23 protein-coding genes and 1 pseudogene are annotated in these 26,687 nt (G+C 29.4%); 3 read left to right on the forward strand and 21 right to left on the reverse strand.

From position 1 onward, the window contains the following. Positions 1 to 13 precede the first annotated feature (13 nt). On the reverse strand, positions 14 to 556 hold the full coding sequence (locus tag FVE73_RS05605; protein ID WP_018498076.1) for a hypothetical protein: 543 nt from the start codon (positions 554 to 556) through the stop codon (positions 14 to 16). A 181-nt stretch (positions 557 to 737) separates the two neighbouring features. On the opposite strand from FVE73_RS05605, the gene mscL reads away from it, so the two are divergent. Then, positions 738 to 1,133, forward strand: a complete 396-nt coding sequence (mscL, locus tag FVE73_RS05610; protein ID WP_018498077.1) for a large-conductance mechanosensitive channel protein MscL — start codon at positions 738 to 740, stop codon at positions 1,131 to 1,133. Between the two features lie 111 nt (positions 1,134 to 1,244). Then, positions 1,245 to 1,724 (forward strand): DUF5362 family protein, encoded by a 480-nt coding sequence (locus tag FVE73_RS05615; protein WP_018498078.1) that lies wholly within the window; start codon positions 1,245 to 1,247, stop codon positions 1,722 to 1,724. Between the two features lie 129 nt (positions 1,725 to 1,853). On the opposite strand, the gene FVE73_RS05620 is transcribed toward FVE73_RS05615, so the two are convergent. From FVE73_RS05620 to FVE73_RS05660, 9 genes are all read right to left on the reverse strand, one after another. Beyond that, positions 1,854 to 2,798 (reverse strand): cell division protein FtsZ, encoded by a 945-nt coding sequence (locus FVE73_RS05620; RefSeq protein ID WP_018498079.1) that lies wholly within the window; start codon positions 2,796 to 2,798, stop codon positions 1,854 to 1,856. A 150-nt stretch (positions 2,799 to 2,948) separates the two neighbouring features. Beyond that, entirely contained in the window at positions 2,949 to 3,905 is a 957-nt protein-coding gene (locus FVE73_RS05625; RefSeq protein WP_018498080.1) for a hypothetical protein, read from the reverse strand. 34 nt (positions 3,906 to 3,939) lie between these two features. Further along, a complete protein-coding gene (locus FVE73_RS05630; RefSeq protein ID WP_018498081.1) occupies positions 3,940 to 4,761 on the reverse strand; it encodes a tRNA threonylcarbamoyladenosine dehydratase in 822 nt (273 codons plus the stop codon). A 272-nt stretch (positions 4,762 to 5,033) separates the two neighbouring features. Then, a complete protein-coding gene (locus FVE73_RS05635; protein ID WP_018498082.1) occupies positions 5,034 to 6,215 on the reverse strand; it encodes a VWA domain-containing protein in 1,182 nt (393 codons plus the stop codon). 41 nt (positions 6,216 to 6,256) lie between these two features. Then, positions 6,257 to 7,069 carry a hypothetical protein gene (locus FVE73_RS05640; protein WP_018498083.1) on the reverse strand — a complete coding sequence of 271 codons (813 nt, stop codon included), beginning with the start codon at positions 7,067 to 7,069 and terminating at the stop codon, positions 6,257 to 6,259. A 49-nt stretch (positions 7,070 to 7,118) separates the two neighbouring features. Beyond that, positions 7,119 to 9,398, reverse strand: coding sequence for a DUF5682 family protein (locus tag FVE73_RS05645; RefSeq protein WP_018498084.1), 2,280 nt, complete (start codon positions 9,396 to 9,398; stop codon positions 7,119 to 7,121). 14 nt (positions 9,399 to 9,412) lie between these two features. After that, the gene (locus tag FVE73_RS05650; protein WP_018498085.1) at positions 9,413 to 10,513 is read right to left on the reverse strand and encodes an ATP-binding protein; all 1,101 of its coding nucleotides are present in this window, start codon (positions 10,511 to 10,513) and stop codon (positions 9,413 to 9,415) included. A 3-nt stretch (positions 10,514 to 10,516) separates the two neighbouring features. After that, entirely contained in the window at positions 10,517 to 12,433 is a 1,917-nt protein-coding gene (locus FVE73_RS05655; RefSeq protein ID WP_018498086.1) for a hypothetical protein, read from the reverse strand. Between the two features lie 24 nt (positions 12,434 to 12,457). Next, positions 12,458 to 13,864: an SWIM zinc finger family protein gene (locus FVE73_RS05660; RefSeq protein WP_175284493.1), complete on the reverse strand. Its 1,407-nt coding sequence runs from the start codon at positions 13,862 to 13,864 to the stop codon at positions 12,458 to 12,460. A gap of 435 nt (positions 13,865 to 14,299) precedes the next feature. Between FVE73_RS05660 and FVE73_RS05665 the strand changes: the two are divergent. Continuing rightward, a pseudogene (locus FVE73_RS05665) lies at positions 14,300 to 15,397 on the forward strand (RNA-guided endonuclease TnpB family protein). A gap of 110 nt (positions 15,398 to 15,507) precedes the next feature. On the opposite strand, the gene FVE73_RS05670 reads toward FVE73_RS05665, so the two are convergent. The 11 genes from FVE73_RS05670 to FVE73_RS05720 all read right to left on the reverse strand — a co-directional run bounded on the left by FVE73_RS05670 (position 15,508) and on the right by FVE73_RS05720 (position 26,670). Further along, a complete protein-coding gene (locus FVE73_RS05670) occupies positions 15,508 to 16,278 on the reverse strand; it encodes a hypothetical protein (RefSeq protein ID WP_018498777.1) in 771 nt (256 codons plus the stop codon). Beyond that, positions 16,250 to 17,353 (reverse strand): redox-regulated ATPase YchF, encoded by a 1,104-nt coding sequence (gene ychF, locus FVE73_RS05675; protein ID WP_018498778.1) that lies wholly within the window; start codon positions 17,351 to 17,353, stop codon positions 16,250 to 16,252. The genes FVE73_RS05670 and ychF overlap by 29 nt, the downstream gene beginning before the upstream one ends. A gap of 98 nt (positions 17,354 to 17,451) precedes the next feature. Next, positions 17,452 to 17,985 carry a uracil-DNA glycosylase gene (locus tag FVE73_RS05680; RefSeq protein WP_018498779.1) on the reverse strand — a complete coding sequence of 178 codons (534 nt, stop codon included), beginning with the start codon at positions 17,983 to 17,985 and terminating at the stop codon, positions 17,452 to 17,454. A gap of 25 nt (positions 17,986 to 18,010) precedes the next feature. After that, complete coding sequence (locus tag FVE73_RS05685) at positions 18,011 to 18,784, reverse strand: MBL fold metallo-hydrolase (RefSeq protein ID WP_018498780.1); 774 nt, start codon at positions 18,782 to 18,784, stop codon at positions 18,011 to 18,013. Between the two features lie 77 nt (positions 18,785 to 18,861). Next, complete coding sequence (locus FVE73_RS05690) at positions 18,862 to 19,302, reverse strand: hypothetical protein (RefSeq protein ID WP_018498781.1); 441 nt, start codon at positions 19,300 to 19,302, stop codon at positions 18,862 to 18,864. A 182-nt stretch (positions 19,303 to 19,484) separates the two neighbouring features. Then, positions 19,485 to 20,606, reverse strand: coding sequence for a ribosome biogenesis GTPase YqeH (yqeH, locus tag FVE73_RS05695; protein ID WP_018498782.1), 1,122 nt, complete (start codon positions 20,604 to 20,606; stop codon positions 19,485 to 19,487). Positions 20,607 to 21,178: 572 nt separating this feature from the next. After that, positions 21,179 to 22,234 carry a tyrosine-type recombinase/integrase gene (locus FVE73_RS05700; RefSeq protein ID WP_018498783.1) on the reverse strand — a complete coding sequence of 352 codons (1,056 nt, stop codon included), beginning with the start codon at positions 22,232 to 22,234 and terminating at the stop codon, positions 21,179 to 21,181. 62 nt (positions 22,235 to 22,296) lie between these two features. Further along, the gene (rph, locus tag FVE73_RS05705; RefSeq protein WP_018498784.1) at positions 22,297 to 22,992 is read right to left on the reverse strand and encodes a ribonuclease PH; all 696 of its coding nucleotides are present in this window, start codon (positions 22,990 to 22,992) and stop codon (positions 22,297 to 22,299) included. A 19-nt stretch (positions 22,993 to 23,011) separates the two neighbouring features. Next, a complete protein-coding gene (gene glyA, locus FVE73_RS05710; protein ID WP_018498785.1) occupies positions 23,012 to 24,256 on the reverse strand; it encodes a serine hydroxymethyltransferase in 1,245 nt (414 codons plus the stop codon). Positions 24,257 to 24,384: 128 nt separating this feature from the next. Beyond that, positions 24,385 to 25,365, reverse strand: coding sequence for an MlaA family lipoprotein (locus tag FVE73_RS05715; protein WP_018498786.1), 981 nt, complete (start codon positions 25,363 to 25,365; stop codon positions 24,385 to 24,387). Between the two features lie 3 nt (positions 25,366 to 25,368). Next, positions 25,369 to 26,670: an alpha/beta hydrolase gene (locus tag FVE73_RS05720; protein ID WP_018498787.1), complete on the reverse strand. Its 1,302-nt coding sequence runs from the start codon at positions 26,668 to 26,670 to the stop codon at positions 25,369 to 25,371. Positions 26,671 to 26,687: the final 17 nt, after the last annotated feature.

Consider the following 26,687-nt stretch of genomic DNA (forward strand, 5'->3'; position numbering starts at 1 on the left):
TAAAATTTAAAAACTAAAATATATGTCCCTCATCCGAATAACTAACTTTTATTGCTAACGGTTCAAACAATTTTAATTTTTCAAAATATTCTTTTGCCCTTGAATTAGCTATCATATGGTATTCCTTCGTCTTTAAATCATACTCGTATTTTCCAATTATAATAATACTTTTTTCATCTGGAAACTGTACATAGAACCGTACAATTTCTTTATCCGGTAACGGATTTTTCCCTAAATTTTTAGTATCAATTTTTGTAAAAAAGTTTTTATACTCATCAAATTTTTTATAAAATTCTTTTTTAAACTCATCATTTGTAGTTGTTGGAGTAGCCTTTATAGTAATTCCTATATTAGCATTATAATTCTCATCTTCAATTGTATAATAAGCCATTTTAACATTGTCGCTATCACAAAAAATATCATTCGATCTTTTTTCAGTTTGAATTTTTTTTATAACTCTATCCAAAAAGATATCAGGATTATTCGCAAAATTACAAGTATTACTAAATCCTTGTATTCCCGCCAAGAATAAAAGTGATGATATTATTTTCTTCATTTTATCTACATCCCTTCAAAAATATAATTTTAATATGTTTAATTATACCATAATTTTTTTAATTAATGAAATGTTTTAAAACATTATTTTTCTAACTTTGAAAAGTCATAAAATAAAAAAGTTGCAATTTTAAAAAAATACACTATAATTAACGATATATATTTGAAGGGAGATTGTATTTATGTTTAAAGAATTTAAAGAATTTATATCAAGAGGAAATGTAATGGATCTTGCAGTTGGAGTTATAATTGGAGCTGCTTTTGGAAAAATAGTAACTTCATTAGTTGATGACATAATTATGCCTATTATTGGAATAATTTTAGGGAAAATTGATTTTTCAAATTTAAAATTAGTTATTACGCCTGCTAACGGGTCTACTCCAGAAGCTGCAGTAAAATATGGATTATTTATTCAAAATGTAGTTAATTTCTTTATTATGGCTTTTGTTATCTTTCTTATGGTAAAATTTGTAAATAAATTAAGAAAACCTGCTACGACTGAAAAACCAGCTGAACCTGAACCAACAAAAGAAGAAGTATTATTATCTGAAATCAGGGATATTTTAAAAAACAAATAATAAAAATTATAATTTATGAACGGAATAGAAAAAATTATTCCGTTTAATCTTTTTTTGAATTTAATATTAAAATTATTTAAAAATTTAAATTAAAATATTATGGAGGTTATTATGGATTTTGAAAATAATAAAAATGAACAACATCATTCAAATCATAATATAGAAGAGTTAGACAGAATAAGAAATGAAGTAACAAATAATTCCAGCAATTCAAATTTTAATGAAAATATAAATGGCTCGATTACCTTAACTCTAGATGATCTAACTGTAAAAAATATGAGATTTATGGCAACAGTAATAAAAATTTTATCAGTTTTAGGAGTTATTGTAGGAGCTTTCCAAATATTAATACTATTTCTTGGAATTTTTACTATTATAATTTCAATCAAATTTTTTAAATCAGCAAATGCTTTGGAAGATACACTTATTATGAAGGATGGAGAACAATTAAAAACATACTTCAATGAACAGTCCAAAGCCTTAAAATTATATATTATCTTTATAATAGTTGGTATTATTATAGGTATTCTTTTTTATGGATTTCTTATGGTATGTGTAATAGCTGCTTTAGCCAATGATACAATCTTATAAACAGTTTTATTTAAAATGAGAGTATTAAAATTTTATGTAAATATATATAATTTAATAAATATGAATTTCAAACTATAATTACACAAAAAATTTATACTCTCAATTGTTATTTTAAAATTTATCGAAAAATTAAACACTGGATATTACAACTGTTTTTATCTTCTTAATCTCATCATAACTTGGATCAATTACAACTCCCCATATTAAATTAACGTTTTTATCCTTTACAATATCTGAAATTTTCTCTGTTATTTTTCCAATATCCATAAGTGAAACACTTGTTCCAGTTGTAAAATTTACTAAAACTCTTTTAGCATTTTCCAATTTACCTTCAAACAAGTTATTTTCCATAAGCTGTTCAATTATTTTGTCAACTGCGTTATCTCCCTTTCCTTCCCCAACTCTAATAATCGTATTCTTAGCATTATGAAGAACTGCTTTTACATCTAAAAAATCAATATTCATAAATCCAACTTCCGTCAAAATATTTACAATTCCTTCAATCCCTTCCTTTATAATTAAATTTACCGTATTATAAACAGATTCAAGCGGCTCTTTTCTATCAATATAATTATATAATTTTTCGTTTGGAATAATAATTAGACTATCCGTAAGTTTTTCAATTTTCTTTATTCCTGTATTCGCAATTTTCAGAGTTTCAAATCCCTCCAGATAAAATGGACGAGCAACAATACTAATAGTAAAAATCTTCAATTTTTTTGCAACTTCAAGAATAACAGGCATTATTCCACTCCCAGTAGCTCCACCAATCCCAGAAATCAAAAACAATATATTCGTTCCCAAAAGTAATTTCTGAAATTGATTTTCACATTGAAATGCCACTCTTTCAGCCTTTTCCCTGCTACATTCCTTAACACCAGTATCTAAAAATATTTTTTTCTCTGCGTGACTCGAATCAGAACTTTCACTATTTGTATCAATCGTTATATATTCGACCTTCTTTACACCTGAGGCTATCATAAAATTAACAAAATTTATCCCCATTCCGCCAATTCCGATAACTTTCATATTCATCTTATCTTTCATACCGTTATCCCAATCTTGCAAATACAAATTATATGCAAATCTCCCTTCCATTAAAGATTTTTAACATTAAAATTAAATTTTTATAGTTATATTTTAGCAGATTAGAAGTGGTATTTCAAGGGATAAAAAAATCACAGTTAAATTAATAACTGCAATTCCTTATTTCTATTTTTTTCATTACTTTTTTCCAACTCCGCTTAATTTCTCAAAAATAACAGACTTTGTAATCACATAAAGTAAAATTGCTATCAACAATGGCAACACTATTGATGTTAACAAAAGTATTCCAATAATAACTGGTGCATCTTCAACCAAATCTTTTGAAATGGTATTTATTTCCTTCGTAAAGTTATCAATTTTACCTTTTGCACTATCTATTTGACCTGGAATGTTAAAAATGCTCTTAGACTGATCTAGCGAAAGCATCTCATCTTTCACTTTATTTAGCCTTCCCAGATCTTGATTTAGTTCAACAATTGCAGGCTCTTTATATTCCTTTTCAAAATATCTCGATATTGTTGAATTTATAAAAATTGCACTTGGTAAAACTATGTAAATATAAAGCAATATGAAAAATGAATATTTAGAAATCTTTCTAAAAATTTTTGTAACTTTATTTTTATAAATAGTATATGGAAAAATTGTAATTAACGAAATAAACGTCAAGATTGTAGCCAATTTTACTTTAAAAATTTCATAATAAATAGTTTCCAGCTTCAGTATAACAACGCTCGCAAGTGACACTTTCCATAAAATATTTATCATGTCGTAAATAGGCTGAATAATATCTCCAATCTCAATTTCCATTCCAACAATCATACTAACATTAACCGTACTACCTTCAATAATATCCGTAGTTCCTTTCAAAAGCGACAATGTTAAAAACATCTTTTTAGATTCTTCATAAGTTTTTTCTAAATATGGCATTGTTAAATTTTTAAAAAAATTAAAAACTGTATGCTCAAAAATTTTATCCATTATCCCAAAAATACATAAAACTAATCCAACTACAATTAATATTTTTACTAAAAGATTTTTTTTCTCAGAATCCCATTTTGGAAAATTATTTTTTCGATTTTTCTCCAATTTTTTTTCATTTTCTGCTGTCAAAACAGCCTCATTTTTTTCTGCCAATTAATCTCACTCCTTTTTTACTTTTTTATTAAAATCAATCCCATTCTAAAATTTTTCTCACAACATAAGAAGCCAACACAAGCCCAGCTGTTCCAGGTACAAACGAATTACTTCCAGGCGTAGTTTTTCTAGGAATCTCATTATTCTCCCTAAATTCAGTTGGTAATTCTTCCTTAAATAATTCCGATTTGTCAGGTTTAACTGGAATTTCTCTTGAATACACAACTGGTATATTTATAATCTTTTTCTTTTTTAAAATGCTTCTAATCGTTCTTGCCATCGGACAAACAGATGTATTTTTTATCTTTGCAATTTCTACCATTTCTGGATGCATTTTATTCCCAAATCCCATCGAAGAAATGATATTTATTTTGTTTTCTACACAATATTCAATTAAATTAACCTTACTTCCAATTACATCAATAGCATCCACAACAAAGTCATATTTATATTTACAATTTTTCTTACCATTATTCAAATCTTTTGATTCTTCAAAATTTTCAACCTTTTCAAAATCCCCTAAAATTTCATCAATATCATCAGCAACCAGTTTTTTCACAAGTTCAACTTCACATTCAGGATTAATATCCAAAATTCTATCCTTCATAACATCAACTTTAGACTTCCCAATCGTGCTTCTAAGCGAATGAAGCTGTCTATTAATATTTGACTCTGAAATTTCATCAAAATCAACCATCGTAATATGCCCGACTCCAGCTCTCGCCAGAGCTTCCACAGTATAAGAGCCAACTCCGCCAACTCCAAAAATTATAACTCTCGAATTATTCAACTTTTCAATTCCATCTTCTCCAACCATCATTGAAAATCTGGCAAATGTCTGATTCTTATTATTCATATTTAAAATATTTCTCCTTTTCAACACTTATTTTTAATCATTTACAAAAGTATAAAAATGGCAATAAAAACAGTATCTTTAAATTTCTATCTTTATTATTTTCTCTCTGCTTTTTTATTATTTAAAAAAAGCAAAATTTCAACTAGATTAGACTTTTACTACTCTCATATCTTTTCAATTTTTAAAATTTCGCTCCTATTATATCACAAATTTAAAAAATGTAAATAGCCAAAATATAAAAATTTTATTATCTACTTTTATTATATTTGATTTCATTTTTTCTTACCAAACTCTTTCTCAAACGAACTCAAATCCATATTTTTCAACACTCTCTCAAGTAAAAGTGGCAATTTTTCAGGATTACAAGCAAAACATGGAATTCCAAGTGATGCAATTTTTCCAGACATTTGTGAGTCATAATAAGGTTTTCCATCTCCAGATATTGCTAAAAGACAAACTACTATTACTCCCGAATCTTTCATTTCTTGTAATCTTCTTAGCATTTCACCACGATTTCCACCTTCGATTAAATCAGATATTAGAAAAAATATTGTTTTTTTCGGATTTTCAACATATTTTGTACAATATTTAATTGATTTATTGATATTTGTTCCACCACCTAGCTGAAATCCGTATAGTAAATCAACTGGATCATCTGATTTTTCTGTCAAATCCACAATTTCAGTATCAAAAGCTACCACACGTGTTTTTAGTGAAGCGATACTTGCTAAAATACATGCCATTACTGAAGAATAAATTACAGATTCTCCCATCGATCCACTTTGGTCAATATCCAAAATGACTGTAAATTTACTTGTGGGATTAACGCTTGCCCTCTCAAAAAAATAATAATGCTCTGGAACAATTTTTTTTAATTCCCTGTTGTAATTTTTTATTCCTCTTCGTATCGTTGTTTTAAAATCTAAAGATGACGCAGATGGAATTGGCGAGTGTTGTTTCTTGTTAAGTGCTGCTCTAACTGCTCTTCTAATATTACTTTCCAACAATTTATTAATTTCCTCTACAATTTTTTTTATGAAATTTCTAACACTTTCTTTACTTTTTTGTGGAATTTGCTCTTTCAAAAGCATAATTGTTGAAGCAAGATTTATGTTAAGCTCTACTTGATCCAATATTTCAGGCTCAAAAAGCAATTGTTTCAATCCACATCTTTCCATCGCATCTGTCTGAATAATTTTCACCAATTCTTTATCAAACAAAGTTCTAACATCTCCGAGCCATCTACTAATTTGTGGATTAGACGGACCTCGCCCAGCAGAATCTCCACCCATAAATTGTCCTGTTGGATTATAAATCGCATCCAACGCCTTATCCATCAACCAATCTTCCTCTGTAAAACTTGGAATAGCTTCTGAATCCATAGATGAAAATTCTTCTTCCGTATCTTTTCCAAGAATTAATCGCCAACGTTTTATATCTTCTTTATAGTCCATTTTTTCGCACCTCTTTAATATTCTTAATATATCTTAAAATTTTATTTAGGATTAGCTACAAATTTTTCTTTTTTTATTTCTATTTCATCATTATTAATAATTATTGATTCCAAACTATGTCCTGTTTTTTCAATTAATTCATAAGTTCCCACAAAAAAACAAAATTTTTTCTTACATTCTTTAGATTTTTCTGAATAGGGAACTACTAAATAATTATCTCCATATTCAGATAGTACAATCATTTTTTTACCTTCCACTGTAGTTAATTCATAATTATGAGAATTTATAGACGAATTTATTAATATCCCTATACCTATGATAAATTCTGCTATCCAAACCCATGCTATCTTTTTTTCAATTTCTGATCTCTGATTTCTAGATTTAAAAAAATTATAGTACACTAATACTCCAAAATCAAATATAAAAAATAAAAATAACAATATAAAATAATAATAAGATAATTTATTATCTAATCTTAATTGATAGACATTGAAAACCAATAATTGATAACTTATTACAATGTGGCACAAAAAATTTTGTATTTTTTTCTCATCTTTTATTTGACTACTATCCGAACTCTTTTCTTTATTATATATTAATAGCAAGAATAAAAGAATCGGAATTATTATAATTATTAACATGTAAAGTATTCTGTTATAATCAAAAGAAAAGAAATATTTAGAAGGTATATCATACAACTTTTCTTTATCTTTCGAAAGATATAATTTAATAATATAATCTATTCCTATTATAATAAATCCCAAGATAGCTGTGACTATTTCAAAATTTTCTTTTATTTTCTTTATCCATTGTTCTATTCCTTGATTTTCTAATTCTAAATTTCTTTCTCCCATAAAAATTCTCCTATTTTTTATTAAAATTTTTTAATCATCTAATTTTCGATCAAATATCATCAAAATCAAATTCTTCTAATCCTGCAATTATTTCTTTCTCATTTTCTCCCAGATCATCATTTATTACAGCACTTACATCATTTTTATTCAAGCCCCATATTTCTGCGATATTTTCGGCAATATCATGCTTTTCATTTGAAGTAAAGTCAGCAAAAGCTCTTCTTAAAAATAATAATGCTCTTTTAAATTCTTCCTCATCTAAGTTTGAAATATAATTTTGGAGTTTTTCCCAAAGTCCAAGCCTTGCAATTAAGGTGTAATGATTTTTCATCGACAGACCTTCAAACCAAGTTGCCCCTAAATCTGCGGGAACTCCTTTTGACAATCTTTTTTCTACTTCTTTTCCAAGTACTTCATTATCAATTTTTCCAGCTTCCAGTAATATAGCCATTGCAAGTCCTGAAATTTTTGTATTTAAATCGTCTCTTTTTGAAATTTCTAAAAGAAGTGAATACCATCTTTCTCTATCTAAAAAATCATGATTTTCAACTACAGTATGCATTATTATTATACTTTTAGCTAGTTCTACTGCTGCATTATTGTCGCAAAAAGACTCGCTTGGTAATATTAAGCAAACTCTTAAAAAAAGTTGCTCAAGAATAGGAATCAGAACTTTTGTATCTAATTTTCTAATATCGCCATAACGAAGCATCACTGATAAAGTCGACATTGTCTTGGCTATTTCATCGATAGGGACGTCGCCTGTTATGAAATTTTGTAACGCTTGAAACGCTTTTTCTAGTGCTTTTGGCATTCCGCAATAGAAGGCATCTTTCACTATTTCTGCCATTTCTGACAATGTTTTTGCACCTTCTATTCTTTGCATCAATTCAAAAGCTGTTGCAAATTCAATTGTATCTCCTTTTAAGATTGTTTCCACAATTTCAATTTCTGTTTCTGGTTTCCATTGTAAAATCCACTCTTCTGCCCAAGTTGTATTTTCTTGGCGATTCCCAATAAGTTTTGCAAACGAAATATTCAAAACTCTCAATTTATGAAAAAAGAATGAACGTTCCAAGTCCATGAATGCTAATTTTTCTGATTGAACCCTTAATTTTTCCCTCAAATCTAATTTTATTTCTGTCGCTGTTAATGAACGATATTTTTCAAGTTTCAATTCCTTCAATAAATTGTAAAAATCTGACTGTATCGATGTTTGAATAGCTTCCTTTGGAATACTTCCTATTTTTTTCCCAACTTCAACATTCGCCATTGCTAAAACTAGTTCTGAGTAGCTTCCGTGTGCCATACAAGTTATCGCTGCATCTTTTATATCCTTTAACGTCGGTATTTTCCCATCGTGTAAATTTGCCAATGAAGTTGCTAAATGGACTGCTTCTATAATTTGAGCTGACGATACCATATTTCCATTTTCCCTTTGATATTCTGCAATTTTACTTAAATACATATATGTCGCAAAAAATGGGTCTTCTTTTTCTAAACCATTCCACAAAAATTCATAATACCCTGGTGCCTTATTTCCAGCTCCATAATTTGAATAAGTCGACAGTTTATAGTAAGAATAAGGCATTAACGTTTTTTTAGATTCTAATTTTGGTAATTTTTTGATTTCCTTTTCAGTCAAAATCAATTTGCCACTTTCTATTCCTTCAACGTGAAAAGCCCCAACAACCATAGCAATTTCATCCATTTCGTAGCCTTCTTTACACACATCAGAAACGACTTTACACATGTACGACTCTCTTATAATATTTTTCGCATCAGACACCGTATTTGATAAAGTCAACTCCCTCAAATGTTTCCCATAATCTCTCGCTCCACTACGATATGCCTTATAATCAGAAGCCTGCTCCACTACTCTTTCCCAAAATACTTCATCATCTGAATCTTCCAAATATTCATTAATTTTTCTATAAATGTAGTCATTCAAATTTTCCTCTGGATTCTCATCTAAATTTTTCTTTACACTTTCTACACCTAAAAAAATTGAAGATGGCAAATCGCAAAATCTGCACTCTACTCCATTTTCCTTTGTCCACAAAATAGCTTGATATTCTGGCGAAAACTCTGCAAATGGATATACTATTGTCTGGATAGGCGCTTCTAAAGTGTAAGCCATTACAGCAATTGGCGGAACAATATTTTTTCCAGTAATTTCGCTAATAAGGTCATTGAAATCAGAAGGCCCTTCTATCAAAACGATTTTTGGCTGTATTTCATCTAAATAATCTCTCAAATAATGTGCTCCAGCTGGTGAAAAATGCCTAACTCCGAATATATTCGGTTTCACTTCATTTTGTTTTTTCATTTATTCCACCGCCTTTATTTAGTAGCTTTGTTAAGTGCCTTACATTCTTTATAAAGATCCAGCCATTCTGAACCTCGTTTTTTCATAATATTTTCTAAATATTCTTCCCAAATTTGCCCATCTTTACTATCTTCTTTTACTACAGCTCCCTGCAATCCTGCCGCCAAGTCATAATCTGATATCTCTCCATCCCCAAAACTTCCAGCCAATGCCATACTATTCGCTAAAAGTGAAATAGCTTCTGCAGTTGATAACACATTTGCAGTCGGCTTTATCTTTTGTCTTCCATCTAACGTAACACCTTGACGCAATTCTCTAAATACTGTACAAACTTTTTCAATAACTTCCTCTTCAGGCAATTTCGCATTTAAATCTAAATTTCCTGCAAGTTGCGTAACTCTACTTCTAACAATATCTATCTCTGCTTCAAGAGTCTTCGGACTTGGTAACACCACAATATTAAAACGTCTCTTTAACGCTGCCGACATCTCATTAACTCCCTTATCACGAGTATTCGCAGTTGCAATAATAGAGAACCCTTTTTTAGCTGGAATTTCTACATTCAATTCAGGTACACTCATTCTTTTCTCTGACAACAAAGAAATCAACGCATCTTGCACTTCTGACGCACAACGAGAAATTTCTTCCACTCTAGCAATCGCTCCATCTTCCATCGCTTTATAAATCGGACTTGGTATCAATGCATCTTTTGTAGGCCCTTCTGCAATCAACATCGCATAATTCCAAGAATATCTAATTTGCTCTTCAGTCGTTCCCGCTGTCCCTTGAATAACTCGAGTCGAATCTCCATTTATCGCCGCCGTCAAATGCTCTGACAACCAAGATTTTGCAGTTCCCGGCTCCCCAATCAACAGCAATGCCCTATCCGTAACCAAAGTCGAAATTGCAATCTCAACCAATCTTTTATTCCCAATATATTTAGGCGTTATCACTTTTCTTCCAGCTTTCCCTCCACAAATATATGTCAACACTGACTTAGGTGACATTTTCCATCCAGTAGGTATCGGATTTTTTTCCGCCTTAATTAATGCATCAATTTCATCTTGAAACATCTGTTCTGCTGTTAATCTTTGTAATTCTTCTTTTTTAGCCATTTTTTACAACTCCTTCACTTTCATTCCATTATTTAACTTTTCTAGCCATTTTTCACATAAATTTATAGACATTCTTTTTGTTTTTTTATCCATTTCAAATAATTCTTCAATTTGCTTTATTAATTCACTTTCAGATATAGGAACTTCATTTAAAATGTATCCTATTGATCTTACTCTATTATGTAATTTAGGTGCATTTTTTTCTATATCTATTTTACCCTTAAGAAAATTTTTATAGTTTGTCCATTCTAACTTATTTAGGAACTCTATATCTTCACTATAAGGAATACGAGAAAGAATAATATTATAATAAAATGCTCCGTATTTTTCTTTCATTCCTTTTATATCTGGATTATATAAGTTCTTTAAATCTCTATGATATGAACTGTAATAATTCCAATTTTCATAGAAATCATCTTCAATATTAAAGATTATATTATACCATTTTTTATCAAAACCATTTAACTTTATTTTCATAACACTATAATCATTTATATTTTGCCAATATAAAATATATTCTTTATTTTCTTCATCATAGTGAATATGGAAAATTACATTAAATAATGTACTAAAATCCTCTTGAGCTTTAGCTTCTTCCTTATTTTTAGAAAGTTTATTATTAGCAAAGAATGTATGGAATAATTTTTTTATTCCTTTTTCATCTTTTCCTACTCCTGCAAATTTAGAAAAATTCTTATATGTAGTTTCAGGTTTATCTTTAATAAGTGAAATTAAAAATTCTTGTTCTAAGAACTCTCCTTCATATATCTTAGACAGTTTCTTTATTAAATTCGTAATTTCTTTATTTATTTCAGTTACTATGTAATGGCTTAAAATTCTTTTTACAGCAGCTTTATTATAAGGATACAGTTCTTTGTATAATGATAAAGTTTTTTCTGTTCTTTTATTTGAACTAACTGAACACAATTCTGCAACCTCTTCCTGAACTTTTCTTCTTTCTTCTTTTGTTTTTAATGTTTTATTTTTTAAATCTTCTGTATATTCTTTAATATAATTGTTAATATAATCTGATACCCATTGCTGCTCTGTTCCTGCCATATATTCCATATTTTCAAACGGTTTTTTTCTAAAAAATTTATCCCACTCTTTTTTGACTCTCTCATCATCCATATACGCAAGACTTTCAAAAACTTTATTTTTCAATTTCCCACGTTCTTTTTTCATTAAATCTAAAAGATAATCAACGTTATCCTGATCGTATGCCAAAGCTCCAATTGCAACTTCTTTCACTTCTTTTCCACCATTTTCAACACAATATTTATAAAATTCATTTTCTTCGCCTTTACAAATATCTTTGATAATTTCCAATCGAGCAATCATTTCCTTTTTACCTTGAGGATCAAATCCTTCTTTCAATAGCGGAATTATCTCTTTCCCCTGTTTCTTTAACATTTTAATCATTAAATCTATAATTCCAGAATAACTATCATTAAGTCCGTTTATCATAAATTTTTTCACTCTAAAATCATTCACTATTTCAGGATTATCCCATCGCAATGTCGAATCAATAACTCTGAAACGACCACCACCAGTTCCTTTAAATGCAGCAATTAATTCGCTCAACTCACTGTAATGAAGTTCTTGATAAAAATTTTCTTTTCCAATAGTTGTCTCTATTTTTTGCAAATTACCACCAGTATAAGTTGTCGCTTGGGTACAAAGCACCGCATCAAGCAAAGCCAACAAATCTAAAAATAAATCACATTTATCTTCCTCATCGCCTTCAATCAATTTTTGCCCCATTTCATAAATTTGCTTAAATACTTTGGCAGCCGAAGCATACCCCTTCATTTGATCAACAGCTCTTTGCAAACGAAAATCATCTTTCACCAAATTTATCCCAACAATCGAAACATTTTCAAGCCTATTCTTCAATTCATATAACGGTTCTAAATTCATTTTTTCTCCTTCCTAAACTTCATTCTAAAATCCAAAACGAATAATTTTATCATCAGTTATGATACTTTGTGCTTGGGCATAAATATTTCTACCTTCATAAAATAATTTTACAAACATCACTTGATTTTCCAAACATTCATTTGGCAAAAGTTCATAAAAATTTTCTGAAAATTCCTTGTTTTTCTTATCTCTAAGCTCTATCATTTTTTGATTTTTATCAATTAAAATATATTTTTTCTTACCTTCTTCTTCAACAAACATAATTTTTTCAAATTCTAGTAATAAAGCCACTTCATTATTTGTCAAAATATTTTTTAATTCATTTTTAGCAATTTTTACGGCATGATCTACACTTTGAGCATGTTTTTTTATCTCTTTGTAACAAGAACTTTCAATTTTATCAAAACTAGCAGCATCCCATCTTATTCTCTTATTAACTCCACCTGGATAAAAAGTTAATGTAGGCACCGTCAATAATGAAAAATTAGAATTTTCCTGCTTGATATATTTCATCGCCGAACGAGGTCTATAATTGGCAGTATATGACACTTCTCCACTTTCTAGATCAATCCAGTATCCACAATCTGTAAAAATCTTACTAGCCTCATCATAGTTCACTTCAAATGAAAGCTGCACCAATCTCGCATTTTCCTTTTTTAACCCCAAATCATTCAACTGAGTTAACTTCCATACGCCTCCTAAATCCTCATACAACGTATTATCCGTCAATTCTGGATCATTCTTTTCAAGTTGCTCATTCAAAAACTCTCTACCTTTTTTCTCAATCGCCCTCAACTTTTTCAAACATTCTAAAGCCGTCTGATAATGTCCCTTATCCTGATCCTCTTTATACGCCTGAATTTCCAAAAGTAATCTTTGAAACAAAACTTGTGGCCCTGGTAAGTAATAATCTCCCAATTGTTTTACAATATCTCGATACTCTGTAATCGAAACACTCCCCATTGCAGAAAGTCCAACTTTCAACAATTGCGAACTTATTTTCTTTATCAAATCTAGCCCTTCGAGTTGCTTTTTAATTTTCTTTGTTCTAGCCGATTTAGATGCTTTTGAAGAAGTTTTTTTCTTAACTTCCTTTTCCTCATTCGCCCTTTTAGCCTTTAATTTTTCCTTTTTTTCTCTCTTTGCCAAAATATCTTCTGGTATTTCACACTCCTCAAATTTTTTCCCTCTCAATATCTCAAATAACAAAGCTAATCCATGCTTACAAGGAAATTGTCTACTTGGACAAGTACATCGTGTAACAGGATTTTCTTCATCAATAAAATCCACCGAAACCGTATAATTCGATTTCCCACTTCCCTTACACTCGCCCATATACAAAGTATCGTCAACCGAACGCCACAATTTCAAAAATGCCCCTTTATCACACAATTTTTTTGCATTTGAAATCGCTGAAGCATTCGGAGCCATAGCAATAATCCTGCTCTCCTCTAATCTCTTCACAATACAAACCTCCTTCTTTTTTATCCAAAATTCACTCAATTTTTTATTCAAATTTTTAAATCGTTTAGATTTATTATATCATAATTTTTTTATAAACTAAACTCTATTTAAAATTATATTTTATAATATTCCCTGTTTAAAAAGCAAATATTTATTTTCATTAAGAACTTGAATATATTTTTGCTAAATAAAAAATCGCTGCTTTTTATCACAACGATTATTTTAAATATTTTATTTTAACAAAAAGATAGCAAGAAGTCACCTACTTCTACAAGTGGGAGATGAATTGCTTTTTTTGTAAAAAAATTGAAAAAAGGATACTCTTATGATACAATTTTTGTATAAAATATCGAATAGAAATAATTAAAAATAATATTCAAAATCAAAAGGAGGTGTAATTTCATGAAATATAATTTAGCATTCAAATATAGGATTTATCCAAATAAGGAGCAAGAATTATTGATAAACAAGACTTTTGGATGTGTTCGTTTTGTTTACAATACAATTTTGTATATTGCTAATAAAATTTATGAAGAAACTGGAAAAAATAAAATAATTACACCTGCTAGTTTGAAAAGCGAAAACTAATTTTTAAAAGAAGTGGACAGTTTGGCACTTTCAAATGCTCAATTGAATGTAAAACGATCGTTTAAGAATTTTTTTCAAAAGAGAGCGAAGTTTTCAAGATTCAAATCTAAAAAGAATAATGTTAAAAGTTACACGACAAATTGTGTGAACAATTCGATACGAATTGAGGAAAATAAATATTTGGTTTTGCCAAAATTAAAAAGAATAAAATTAAAATGTCATAGAGAAATACCAAAGGATTACAGAATAAAGTCAGTAACATTGACAAACAGTAATGGAAATTACTATGTTTCTGTTTTGACAGAATTTGAAAAAGAAATTCAAAAAATGCCAAGTAATGATAAAGTAATTGGACTTGATTTTTCAATGTCTGAACTATTTATCAGTTCTGAAAACCAAAGGGCTGATTATCCAAAATATTTTAGAATGCTGGAGAAAAAATTGAAAAAATTGCAGAAATTGTTATCAAGAAAAGTGAAATTTTCTAAAAATTGGTATAAGCAAAAAGCGAAAATATCAAAATTACATGAATATATCAAAAATTGTCGAAGAGATTTTTTACATAAATTATCGAAAAAATTGTCTGAAGCGTATAATGCTGTGGTTGTTGAGGATTTGAATATGAAAGGGATGAGTCAGGCATTAAATTTTGGTAAAAGCGTAGGAGATAATGGATGGGGAATATTTTTGAGAATGCTCGAGTATAAGTTGATGTTTTTAGGGAAACAATTTTTGAAGATAGATAGGTGGTTTCCGTCATCGAAGACTTGTAGTAAATGCGTAAATATTAAAGAGAAATTAAAATTATCAGAAAGAAGTTATAAATGTGAGTGTTGTGGGATTGAAATTGATAGAGATTACAATGCGGCACTGAATATAAAAAATATTGGAAAAGAAATGTTGAAATATTAGGAAATAAAAAAACAGGGCAGGGACTGTCCGAAGAGCTTGGTAAATATATTTGGCTAACAAAAGCAGATACTTCCCAAGAAGCTCCCGCTTCTAAAAGCGGGAGTAGTTCACTAATTATATTCCTGAATTACTTTTCCATCTTCTCCATACTCTTTTTCCAAAAATATTTTCCCATTTTCTAAATGACTTTCCATTTCCAATTTTCCAGTTTTAGAATTATATCTCCAGATAATTCCCGTTTTATTAGCTAAACTTTCTTTTTTTACAATTTCTCCTGTATTTATATCATATATTTCATAATATTCCACATAATCTTTAAAATCATCTGGATTACTAAATGGATGAAAATTATTTTTCTTTCTCAAAGTAGATTTTCTATAAAGTTTTCCGTTATCATAATATTCTTCCATTTCTCCAACTGGTTTACCGCTTTTATAATTTAATTTTAAAGAATTTTCATTACCAAATCCAAAAGATTTATCAACATACATTTCCCCAACGGGTCCACTTTGATTATATTGTGCAGAAAATTCTAATTTGCCAGTTTTTGAATCTCTTGCTTCAAATTTTACCATTCTTCCATTTTTTATTTCAAAAGTTAATGTTCCAGAAATATCCAAATCATCAACATAAAGATATCTCAATATAAATACTCTAAACGAAACATTCGTGTTTTCACATTTGTAAATACCATTTTTAAAAGGAATATTTGTTTTTCCAGTATATGGATTAAATTTTTTCTTACTATCTCCACCTTTAAAATATTTACAAACTTCTAAAGTCTGGTTATCTGTATTACCAAATATAACTATTGAACTAAATAAAAGAAGAAAAAGAAAAATTATTTTTTTCTTAAACATTAAATCTAAAGAACATAACATCCCCATCTTGCACAATATACTCTTTTCCTTCAAGCCTCATCGCACCTTTCTCTTTTGCTCCGTTCCATCCATTTAATTCAATAAATTTATCAAACGAAACAACTTCTGCACGAATAAATCCTTTTTCAATATCCGTATGAATTTCACTAGCTGATTTTTGTGCATTTGTCCCTTGTTTAATTGTCCAAGCTCTGACTTCCTTTACTCCAGCCGTAAAATATGTGATTAATCCCAATAATTTAAATCCAGCACGAATTAATCTATTTAAACTTGGCTCTTTAATTCCAAGTTCATCAATGAACATTTGTCTTTCCTCTTCATCTTCAATTTCGATTAATTCAGCTTCCACTTTTGCCGAAAAAGTTACAACTTCGCTGTCATACTGTTTTGCAAATTCCCTAACTTTTTTTACATAGTCATTTTCAGTCTCGCTTGTCAAGTCGTCTTCAGAAATATTTGCTGCAAACATCATCGGCTTTATAGTCAAAAATTGATAAACTTTTATTAATTCTTCTTCCCTTTGAGTAAATTCTAAAGTTTTTAATAATTTAAATTCTTCCAAATGTGCCTTACATCTTTCAAGAACTGCAAGCAATTCCTTTCCTTCAGCGTTTCCGCCACGAGCCAGTTTCTGATTTTTCTGAATCGCTCTTTCGACAGTTTCCAAATCAGCAAAAATAAGTTCCGCATTGATTGTTTCAATATCTCTAATCGGATCAACGCTTCCTTCCACATGAATAATGTTGTCATCGTCAAAACATCTCACAACTTGGCAAATCGCAGCCGTATTTCTGATATTTGACAAAAACTGATTTCCAAGCCCTTCCCCTTTGGAAGCACCTTTCACAAGCCCCGCAATATCCACAAATTCAACTGTCGCTCCAACCGTTCTCTCTGGATTAATCACTTTTTCCAAAGCCTTTAGCCGTGGATCTGGCACACTCACAAGCCCCACATTTGGCTCAATTGTCGCAAACGGATAATTTGCTGCCTCTGCATTTTGTGTTTTTGTTATCGCATTAAATAATGTTGATTTTCCTACATTTGGTAATCCTACAATTCCTATTCCTATCATTCTATTTATATTTCCTTTCTTTTTTTGCAATTTATAAACTTTATTTTATTTATTTCATTATATCCTAAATTTATATATCTTCTAAATAAATCTAATTTTTATAATTTTTCCAAAATTTTTATCAATTTCCACTTTTCCTTGTCTGTCGCCTTAAACAAATAAGAAATATCATAAATCGGCACAATCTTAATTTCTCCATAAAAATCAAATACTTTCCCAACTAAATCCTTTATATCCTCTTTCTCATCATTTTCCAAAAGCGATTTAGTCGCCCTTTCTCCAACTGTTACAATATATTTGGGATTTATCAAGGCAATTTGCGTTATCAAAAACTCATTGCATTGCAAAATGCTTTCTTGCTCAATTATATTCCCATGGGAACTACATTTTGTAAGTGTTGTAAAATAGCATTTTTTTAAATCCAGTTTTGAATATTCTAAAAATCTTTTGAAATATTTTCCATTTTTATCGGCAAGAAGCTGCTGCTTTATATCCTCTTCCTCACTTACACTATCCAATACAAACAGTACCTCTGCCTTTTTATTCCCTTCTCCAACAATCGGATTAATTCGAGTTTTTTCCAAAACACATTTAGTACAAATATCAATTTCTAATTTTAAGTCATTCCACATAACTTTTCCTTTATTTATTTATTTTTTATATTTTATAAATTTCTGTTCCTTCTTCATCAATAACTTCAATTTCCAAATGACTTTTATTTTCCCGCTCCAAAATTTCATACAGCGAATTATATGCCAATTCTGGAGTATTGTTATCCTTACTTATATGCATCAAATAAATTTTTTTCAGTTTTTCATTCAATACTTGAGCAATTAATTTTGATGCTTCTGAATTTGATAAATGCCCATTTCTTCCCTTTACACGATTTTTAAGTTCCCAATGATAAGGTCCTGTCATTAGCATATTATAGTCATAATTGCTTTCCAATACGATTACATCGCTATTTTTCAAATTTTCCTTAATAATATTGTTCACACACCCAACATCACTCGCATAAGACAACTTTTTTCCTTCATACTCAAACGTATAACCTAAACATTTTTTCGCATCGTGCATCACTTCAAAATTATTAATTACACAATTTCCAATTATAATTTTATCTTCCCTTATAAAATTCAAATTCTTTTTATCAATTTTTCCAATCTTTTCCCTAATAACGCCATAAGTCATTTCATGAAGGTAAATTGGAATATCATATTTTCTCGACACAACTCCAAGCCCCTGAATATGGTCAGAATGCTCATGAGTTACAAATATCCCCTTTATATCTTCTATTCTCTTTTCAATATTATTTAGTTTTTCTGCAATTTTTTTCCCACTAAATCCTGCATCCACCAAAAATTTCTTATTCCCCATCTCAATATAGCTGGAATTTCCGCTGCTTCCACTTCCCAAACTTGAAAATTTCATTATTTTTCAATCTTCTTTCTAACCGAGTTTTTGTTTTTTTAAACTCTCAAATTCCCCACTTTTAAAATTCTCAAATTTTAAATATTTGGCGAAATAGTTCCCTTAGCTTCATCATAAACCCATCCGCCTTTTCTATCTTTTTTTATCACAATTCTATTGCTTTGCTCCCTGTCATCCTTTAAACTTTCAGGAATTTCATAAATCTTTTCATTTCCATAAAAAGTTTCAAAATTATATTTTCCATCCGCACTTTTTACACTTCTAAGATTATCTTCAAGCCCTGCCAATTTAGGATTTGCACCTGTCATTTCCTTAAATTTCTTTACTGCATTTTGCAATTTCACAGTTTCAACTTGAATATCAGCATTTATAAGTTTATCAACTTTTCTTGAAAAAAGTATAACAACATTAAAAATTGCAATAAATAAAACTATAAGAAAAACTACTCCTCGAGAAATAATCTTTCTAGTTATTTTCGCCCTATTATTCCCATAATAATAATCATTATCAAAAGCCATTTTATTGAATGAAATTTAAAAATTTCATATTCTCCCTTCTAAAAATTACTTCTAATCATTTGTAAAAGTTATAAAGTCTCCTTAATACAATATTTTTCAATTTTAAACTTATATACTCTTATATTTTTTCAAAAAAATATTTTGAAATTTTGATAATTTTACTTTTACAATAACTTAAAAAATTATTTTTTATTTTTAAAAATTGATGGTCTTACAATTACCTTTACCTGTTTTGGAATTTCCAACTGTATTTTTAAAGGTCCTCTTTTCACATTAACCCATCCAAGCCCAGCAATTGCCAGCTCTTCATTTTCTTCAATTTCCACTTCGCAAGTTACAAATTCATTTTGGAAATACTTTTTCTTTTCACTCCCTTGCAAAATTTCAAAAAAGTTCCCATTTAACAAGTCCTCCACTCTTTCCTCACGAGTCACATGAAATTTCACACTTTTTGAAGCATAAGCAGAAAAAATCGGCTTGCTCCCACTTTCCAAAAGCTCATTTCCCAATATTTTAAATCTACAAAAAACATCAAACATAAAAACTTGATTTTCTTCTAATTTAAAAGTTTTCCTTGAAATTTCTCCCACTGGCACAAGTTTCAATCCACTTTCTACACTAATTAAATCAGAAACTCTTCCATCTGGAATAAGCCCAGGCGTATCAATTATCGTAATCTCACTATTTTGAATTTTGTTATTAATTGATTTTAAAGTTGTCCCTGAATATTTTGAAGTTGTTATTCTATTGTTTCCCAAAAGCAAATTTATAACTGAAGATTTTCCAACATTTGAAACTCCCAGGACAGTTGCCTTAACTTTTTTATTTTGAAAAATATTTTTTATTTTTCTAACAATACCATTTATTCCATATTTACTTTTGGCACTAATAAAAGCAATGTCATCAGGCACAATATCCTCTTCAGCAAGTCTATCCTTTACCCAGTTGGAAATTTCGGTCGGATGTATAAAATCAGGCATAAGATCAATTTTATTAACCAAAATTATTGATCTGTAATCCCTCAAATAATCCAAAATTTCCTCAGTAAAAGAACCCTCAAAATCAATAATATCAAATATTGGCAATATTACATCCGACTTTTTTACACTTTTACTTACTTCCTTCAAATAATCTTCTCTGCTAAAATTATTTACAAGGTTTTCTCCATAATTCTTAATCTTAAAACATCTTTGACAAAGCAAATCATCCTGCATCACAAATTTTTCCTTAGGAACATACCCCTCCTTATTTTTATCTTCAAACTGCAGCTCAATCCCGCAGCCACTACATTTCTTTTTAATCAAAATTTCCTCCTACTTTTTTTACTCATTTAGCTATTTATAAAAATTTCAATAGACTCATACTAAACTCCAATTGAATAATGAAAATGAATATGTTATAAATCTTTTTAGTAGATTAAACCTAATATTTATTTTAATTATTTGAAAATAAATATTCGCTTTTTAAGCGGAGAATATATCAATATTCTTAAATTTTTTAGTTTTATTATTTTTCTCTGCTTTTTGACAATTATAAATACTGCTATTATTCAATTTCTATCACTTTTACTTTACAATTATCTTTTTTTTCGAGCGTATAAAAATTTTTGTGTAAATAGAACAGCAAAGTATTGAATTTACTGAATTTATCTATTAATTTTCACAAAATTATAAGTGCACTCGTTTTTTCTCATTCATAAAAATCTTTAATTTATAAAATTTTTACTATTTGTAATAATAATATATTATATTAATATTTTTGTTATTTATTAGTTTAATTTAATTTATAAAATACGTCCGATAATATAATTTTTTATTTCCATAAAAATAATAACTATTTTTTTATTTAATTTGTTAATTTAATTTTCAAAACAAACCTATTCCTTAGCCAGTGGATGCGTACTCATATAAATATCACGCAAAAAAGTTTTGCTCACGTGTGTATAAACTTGCGTCGCAGCAATACTGCTATGCCCTAAAAGTTCCTGTAAATATCGAATATCCACACCATTATTCAAAAGTTCCATTGCAAACGAATGTCTAAATACATGTGGTGTTATTTCCTTTTGTATTCCAGCTTCATGTGCATGTGCCGAAATCAGCCTTCTAAGTGAACGTGTTGTTAATTTTTTACCCTTACTATTTACAATAAGCACTTCCCTAGTATAATTAGCATACTGCCTCTTTTTTTCTTCAATATACTTTATAAGCCACTTTTTAGCATTTTCACTAAAAAAAGTAATCCGTTCCTTGTCTCCCTTCCCAACAACCCGAATTTCCCGCTCTTCAATATCAATCATAAATTCACTTAAATTGATAAGTTCAATTGAACGAAGACCGCTGGAATAGAGCAGTTCAATAATCAATCTGTCACGAATCCCAGTAATTTTCTCTGTATTTATAACATGCCTTAAATTATTCAAATCATCTCGATTAATCACATTTGGCAATTCTTTTTCAAATTTTGGAACATTTATATAAGAAGCCTTATTTGTTTCAATTACTTTTATTTCCTGAAGATATTTAAAAAATGTCCTAAGTGCTGAAATTTTCCTATTTATGCTTCTTTTAGAAATTGGCTTTAATTTTGCCTTTTTATCAGAATTTTCCATATTTTCAATACTTTTTACATTTTTATCATTTTTTTCAACTTCTTCAAGCCTTTTAGGAGAATTTAAATAGGCAATAAATGATCTAAAAGTCATCATTTCAATTTCCTCAAAATTATGAATCTCTTCATATTCTTCAAGATATTCCATAAATTGCAGTAAATCTCGCCGATAACCTCTAATTGTGTTAAAACTCTTACCAAGAATAACTTCCTCATAATATAAAAACTTATCCACATACATTACAAGATTTTCATTTTTTATATTTTCTTGTACATTTTCATTATTTTTTTTTGTTAATTCATCATTTATATCATTTTCCATTTAAATTTCTCCAATTTTTAAATTTCTCAAAGTTTTTAATTTTTCTAGTTATTTACAAGAATCTATAAACTAAATAATTTATCAAAAGCATTTTTTGAAAGTTCAATAAATTTTAAAAGTTCAGCTTGTGTAAACGTTGCCTCTTCTCCTGTTCCTTGTAACTCAATAAATTCACCCTTGTCATTCATTACAATGTTCATATCCACGTCAGCCTTTGAATCCTCTTCATATTCCAAATCAAGAAGCAGCTCGTTATGCACTTTCCCAACACTTATTGCTGCAACTTTTGATTTTATTGGAATTTCCTTTAATTTTCCTTGATCAATCAATTTTTCAACTGCCAGTTCCAAAGCAAGATAAGCTCCTGTTATCGAAGCTGTTCTTGTCCCGCCATCAGCCTGAATCACATCACAGTCAATCATTACCGTTCTTTCTCCCAGTTTTTCCAAATCTATTGCCGCTCTTAATGCTCTTCCGATTAAACGCTGAATTTCCATAGTTCTTCCGCTAAGCTTTCCCTTTGCTGACTCCCTTTGGACACGTGTATGCGTAGCTCTGGGAAGCATGCTGTATTCAGCAGTTATCCAACCTGAATTTGTTCCCTTTAGCCATCTCGGAATTTTTTCCTCGATTGTAGCATTACAAATAACTTTTGTATTTCCAAATTCAATTAAAACTGAACCTTCTGGATGAATAATATAATTTTTAGTAACTTTTACTTCTCGCATTTCATCATTTTTTCTATTATTATTTCTCACATTTTCTCCTAAATTCCAATTATTTTCCTTTATAAAGCGGAAATTTTTCAGTTAGCTTAAAAACTTGCTCTTTTACTTGGGCAATTTTTTCGCTGTCATCTATATTTCCCAAAACTGTTAATATAAATTGTGCCACCTGTCTTGTTTCTTCTTCCTTAAATCCACGAGTTGTAATCGCAGGCGTTCCCAATCTTATTCCACTTGTAATAAATGGTTTTTCAGGATCATTTGGAATAGCATTTTTATTACAAGTTATACCAGCCTCTTCTAATTTTGCTTCAGCCAATTTTCCTGTAACTCCCATTGGACGTAAATCTACAAGCATTAAATGATTATCAGTTCCTCCACTCACAATTCTAAGTCCACCTTTTGTAAGTTCTTCAGATAAAACTTTTGCATTTTTTACAACTTGTTCTTGATATTCTTTATATTCTGGACTAAGTGCCTCTTTAAATGCTACAGCCTTTGCCGCAATTATGTGAACTAACGGCCCTCCTTGAATTCCAGGGAATATTGTTTTATCAATTTTTTTAGCAATTTCTTCATTATTTGTCAGAATTACTCCTCCACGAGGTCCTCTCAATGTTTTATGAGTTGTAGAAGTTACAACATCTGCATATTCTAATGGATTTGAATGAAGTCCAGCTGCAACAAGTCCAGCAATATGAGCCATATCCACCATTAAATATGCCCCAACTTCATCAGCAATTTCTCTAAATTTCTTAAAGTCAATTATTCTTGAATAAGCGCTCGCTCCAGCAACTATCATTTTAGGTTTTTCCCTCAATGCAATTTCTCTTACCGCTTCATAATCAATCAATTCTGTTTCAGGATGTAATCCATATTCCAGTCCAATATAATTTTTTCCAGAAAAATTAATTTTATAGCCATGAGTCAAATGCCCGCCAGCACTAAGACTCATTCCTAAAATCTTATCCCCGGCTTCAAGCAATCCAACATAAACTCCCATATTTGCTTGAGAACCAGAATGTGGCTGAACATTAGCATATTTTGCCCCAAATATTTTTTTCAATCTTTCAATTGCAAGACTTTCCACTACATCAGCATTTACACATCCACCATAATATCTTTTTCCAGGATAACCTTCTGCATATTTATTAGTAAATACAGACCCAGCCGCTTCCATCACAGCCTTTGAAACAAAATTTTCAGATGCAATTAACTCAATTCCCTCTTCTTGTCTATTCTCCTCTTCCACAATCGCATTATATACTTCCAAATCAAAATCTTTTATATAGCTCATTCTAATTTCCTCCTGATTTTTTATTTTTATTATTTATAAAAGTCCATAGATTCTAATAAATATATTATCTTTAAATTTCATTTATTAAATTAATAGTTTTTTTATTGTGCTTAAACTAAGCAAAATTCCTATTTTACAACTTGTATTTTTCTATAATTATAATAAAGTGCCTTTACAAAATCATATTCAAATGGAGAATTTAAATCCCCGTATCTTAGATTAAACATAGAACGTGCATTTAATCCCGTCACAACTGGTCTTGTAAATCCATAAACATTTTTATCAAATACTCCTGTATCAAAGAACAGCTTTTCTTCTGCAACTCCTCTTGCTGCACCCCCTATTGCTGTATCTGCTGCAGTTCCAACTGCATCTCTAACAGTACTTGGTCCTAATGCTGGCAAAATTAAAAAAGAACCTGTTTTTATTCCATAATATCCCAAAGTATCCCCCATTGTTTCAGGATCACTTTTTAATCCAATATTTTTAGCAACGTCAGTTACTCCCAATAATCCAGCAGTTGAATTTACTACAAATCTTCCAAGTGCATTTGCAGCTTTTCCAGGTTTTAATTGTAAAACTGAATTTACAAATGTCGGTATCTCTTTAAAATTATTATAAAAATTTGAAATTCCCTTTCTTACCGGTTTTGGAATAACTGCTGAATAAACACGGGAAACGGGATAAAGTACCTTTCTATCAAGTTGTGTATTAAAAGCGTACATTCTTCTATTAAATGGCTCTAGCGAATCATCAATTCCAGTCAACTGAAATACTTGACTTGACACAATATAATCTTCGTCCAGTTCTTCTAGGTTTTCTGCCAATACTCCATAACCATCTTGTTCAAGTGCAATATATTTATTTTTATCAGGCTTATTTTTCTTTGTTTTTATATTTGTCTGTGCAACTAAATCAATACTTTTATCTGGTTTTTGTGCTGTCTTTCCATCCACAAATTCAACAAAAAGATCATCATTTGCCTCCTTATTACTTTCTTCTAAAAACATTATAGTATCTTCATTTTTTATATCCATCAATTCAGCTTTTCCAATTACTGTAACGGCAAACATAGCTCCAAGCATTAATAATTTATTTTTCCCTGCCATAATCTATTTTTCCTCCAATTTATCTACCATTAAATTTGCCACATCCTTATGCCAAAGAACTCCTGTATGACCTCCAAATGGTATTAACACTCTATTTGAAAATGTATTTTTTATATAATCCAAATCTTTCTCTTTAAGTAAAATATCATTTGTTGAAGTAATAAATATAATATTTTTATTATTTCTATTAATAAAATCCTGACTGCTTCTCAAATCAAAGTCACTTATGAATTTATTAAAGTCAAGATTAGGATATTTATATTTTTTCAAATATGGATATAAAATTTCCTTTGCATATTCATCAAATGAAACTGATAGTCCTTCTCTAAATTCATTAGACACAGAATCAAATCTCTTGTATGACTTTTTATTTGAAAGCCTTCCAACAGCATTATTCCCACTAAATACTTCCCCTGCAAAAGTCATATTTGCCGAATAAAACCTAAATAATAACCCTGTAAGCATTTCAAAATCCTTTTCTCCAAGTCCTAATTTTCCTAACGAAGTTGTTAAATTTGAAAACTCAATATCTTTTATTTGTATCGATTTATCATACATAAGCTTACTAAATATTGTATCTAAATATTTTTCCAAACTTCTCGCATCATAAACTCCATTTTTTACCAAATATCCATCTAATTTATTCGTTGCCGTCAAAATGCTGATTGGTGAATTTAATAAAAGAGATTTCTCAATTCCAATTTTTCTGTTATTTTTTTCATCCATCTCATGAATCAACAATGACTGAAATCCACCTAAACTGTAACCTCCAATATAAGTCTTATCAATTTTCATTCCATTACTTTTTTCTTTTAAAATAGCTTTTTGTATCAAATCATACATTTGTACAGTTTCATCTTTTATATACCCTGCATAAATATTTTTACTTTGACTTACAATGTAAGGCATTGTCGTAGGTGAACTAAATGCAATTACATTATATCCTTTATCGTAAAATACATTCGCTAAATAAAGCGACATTCCGCTGTTATAAACTGAACCTGTTCCTGAAATTAAAATCATTAGAGGAGCTTTTTTGTCTTTTTGAGTCCACACGCCATATTCATAATCTTTCCATTGTCTTAATATTTCAGGAATCTTTTTTGTCGTCGTAAATCTTCTAACTTTTGGTCCCTTTGGATTTTTAAATTTATACTGCTGCTCTACAGGCGTTCCAAGAACAGTTGCCATTATGGCACTTTCCTTATATGGATAATCACTTGCAATCTGTGTCACATCCGTTTCAGCAAGTCCAATAACTGAAAATGTAAATATTATTATCAAACCCAATATTTTTTTTAACATATTCCCAATTATGCGAA

The organism is Leptotrichia wadei (assembly GCF_007990545.2).
GTDB lineage: Bacteria > Fusobacteriota > Fusobacteriia > Fusobacteriales > Leptotrichiaceae > Leptotrichia > Leptotrichia wadei.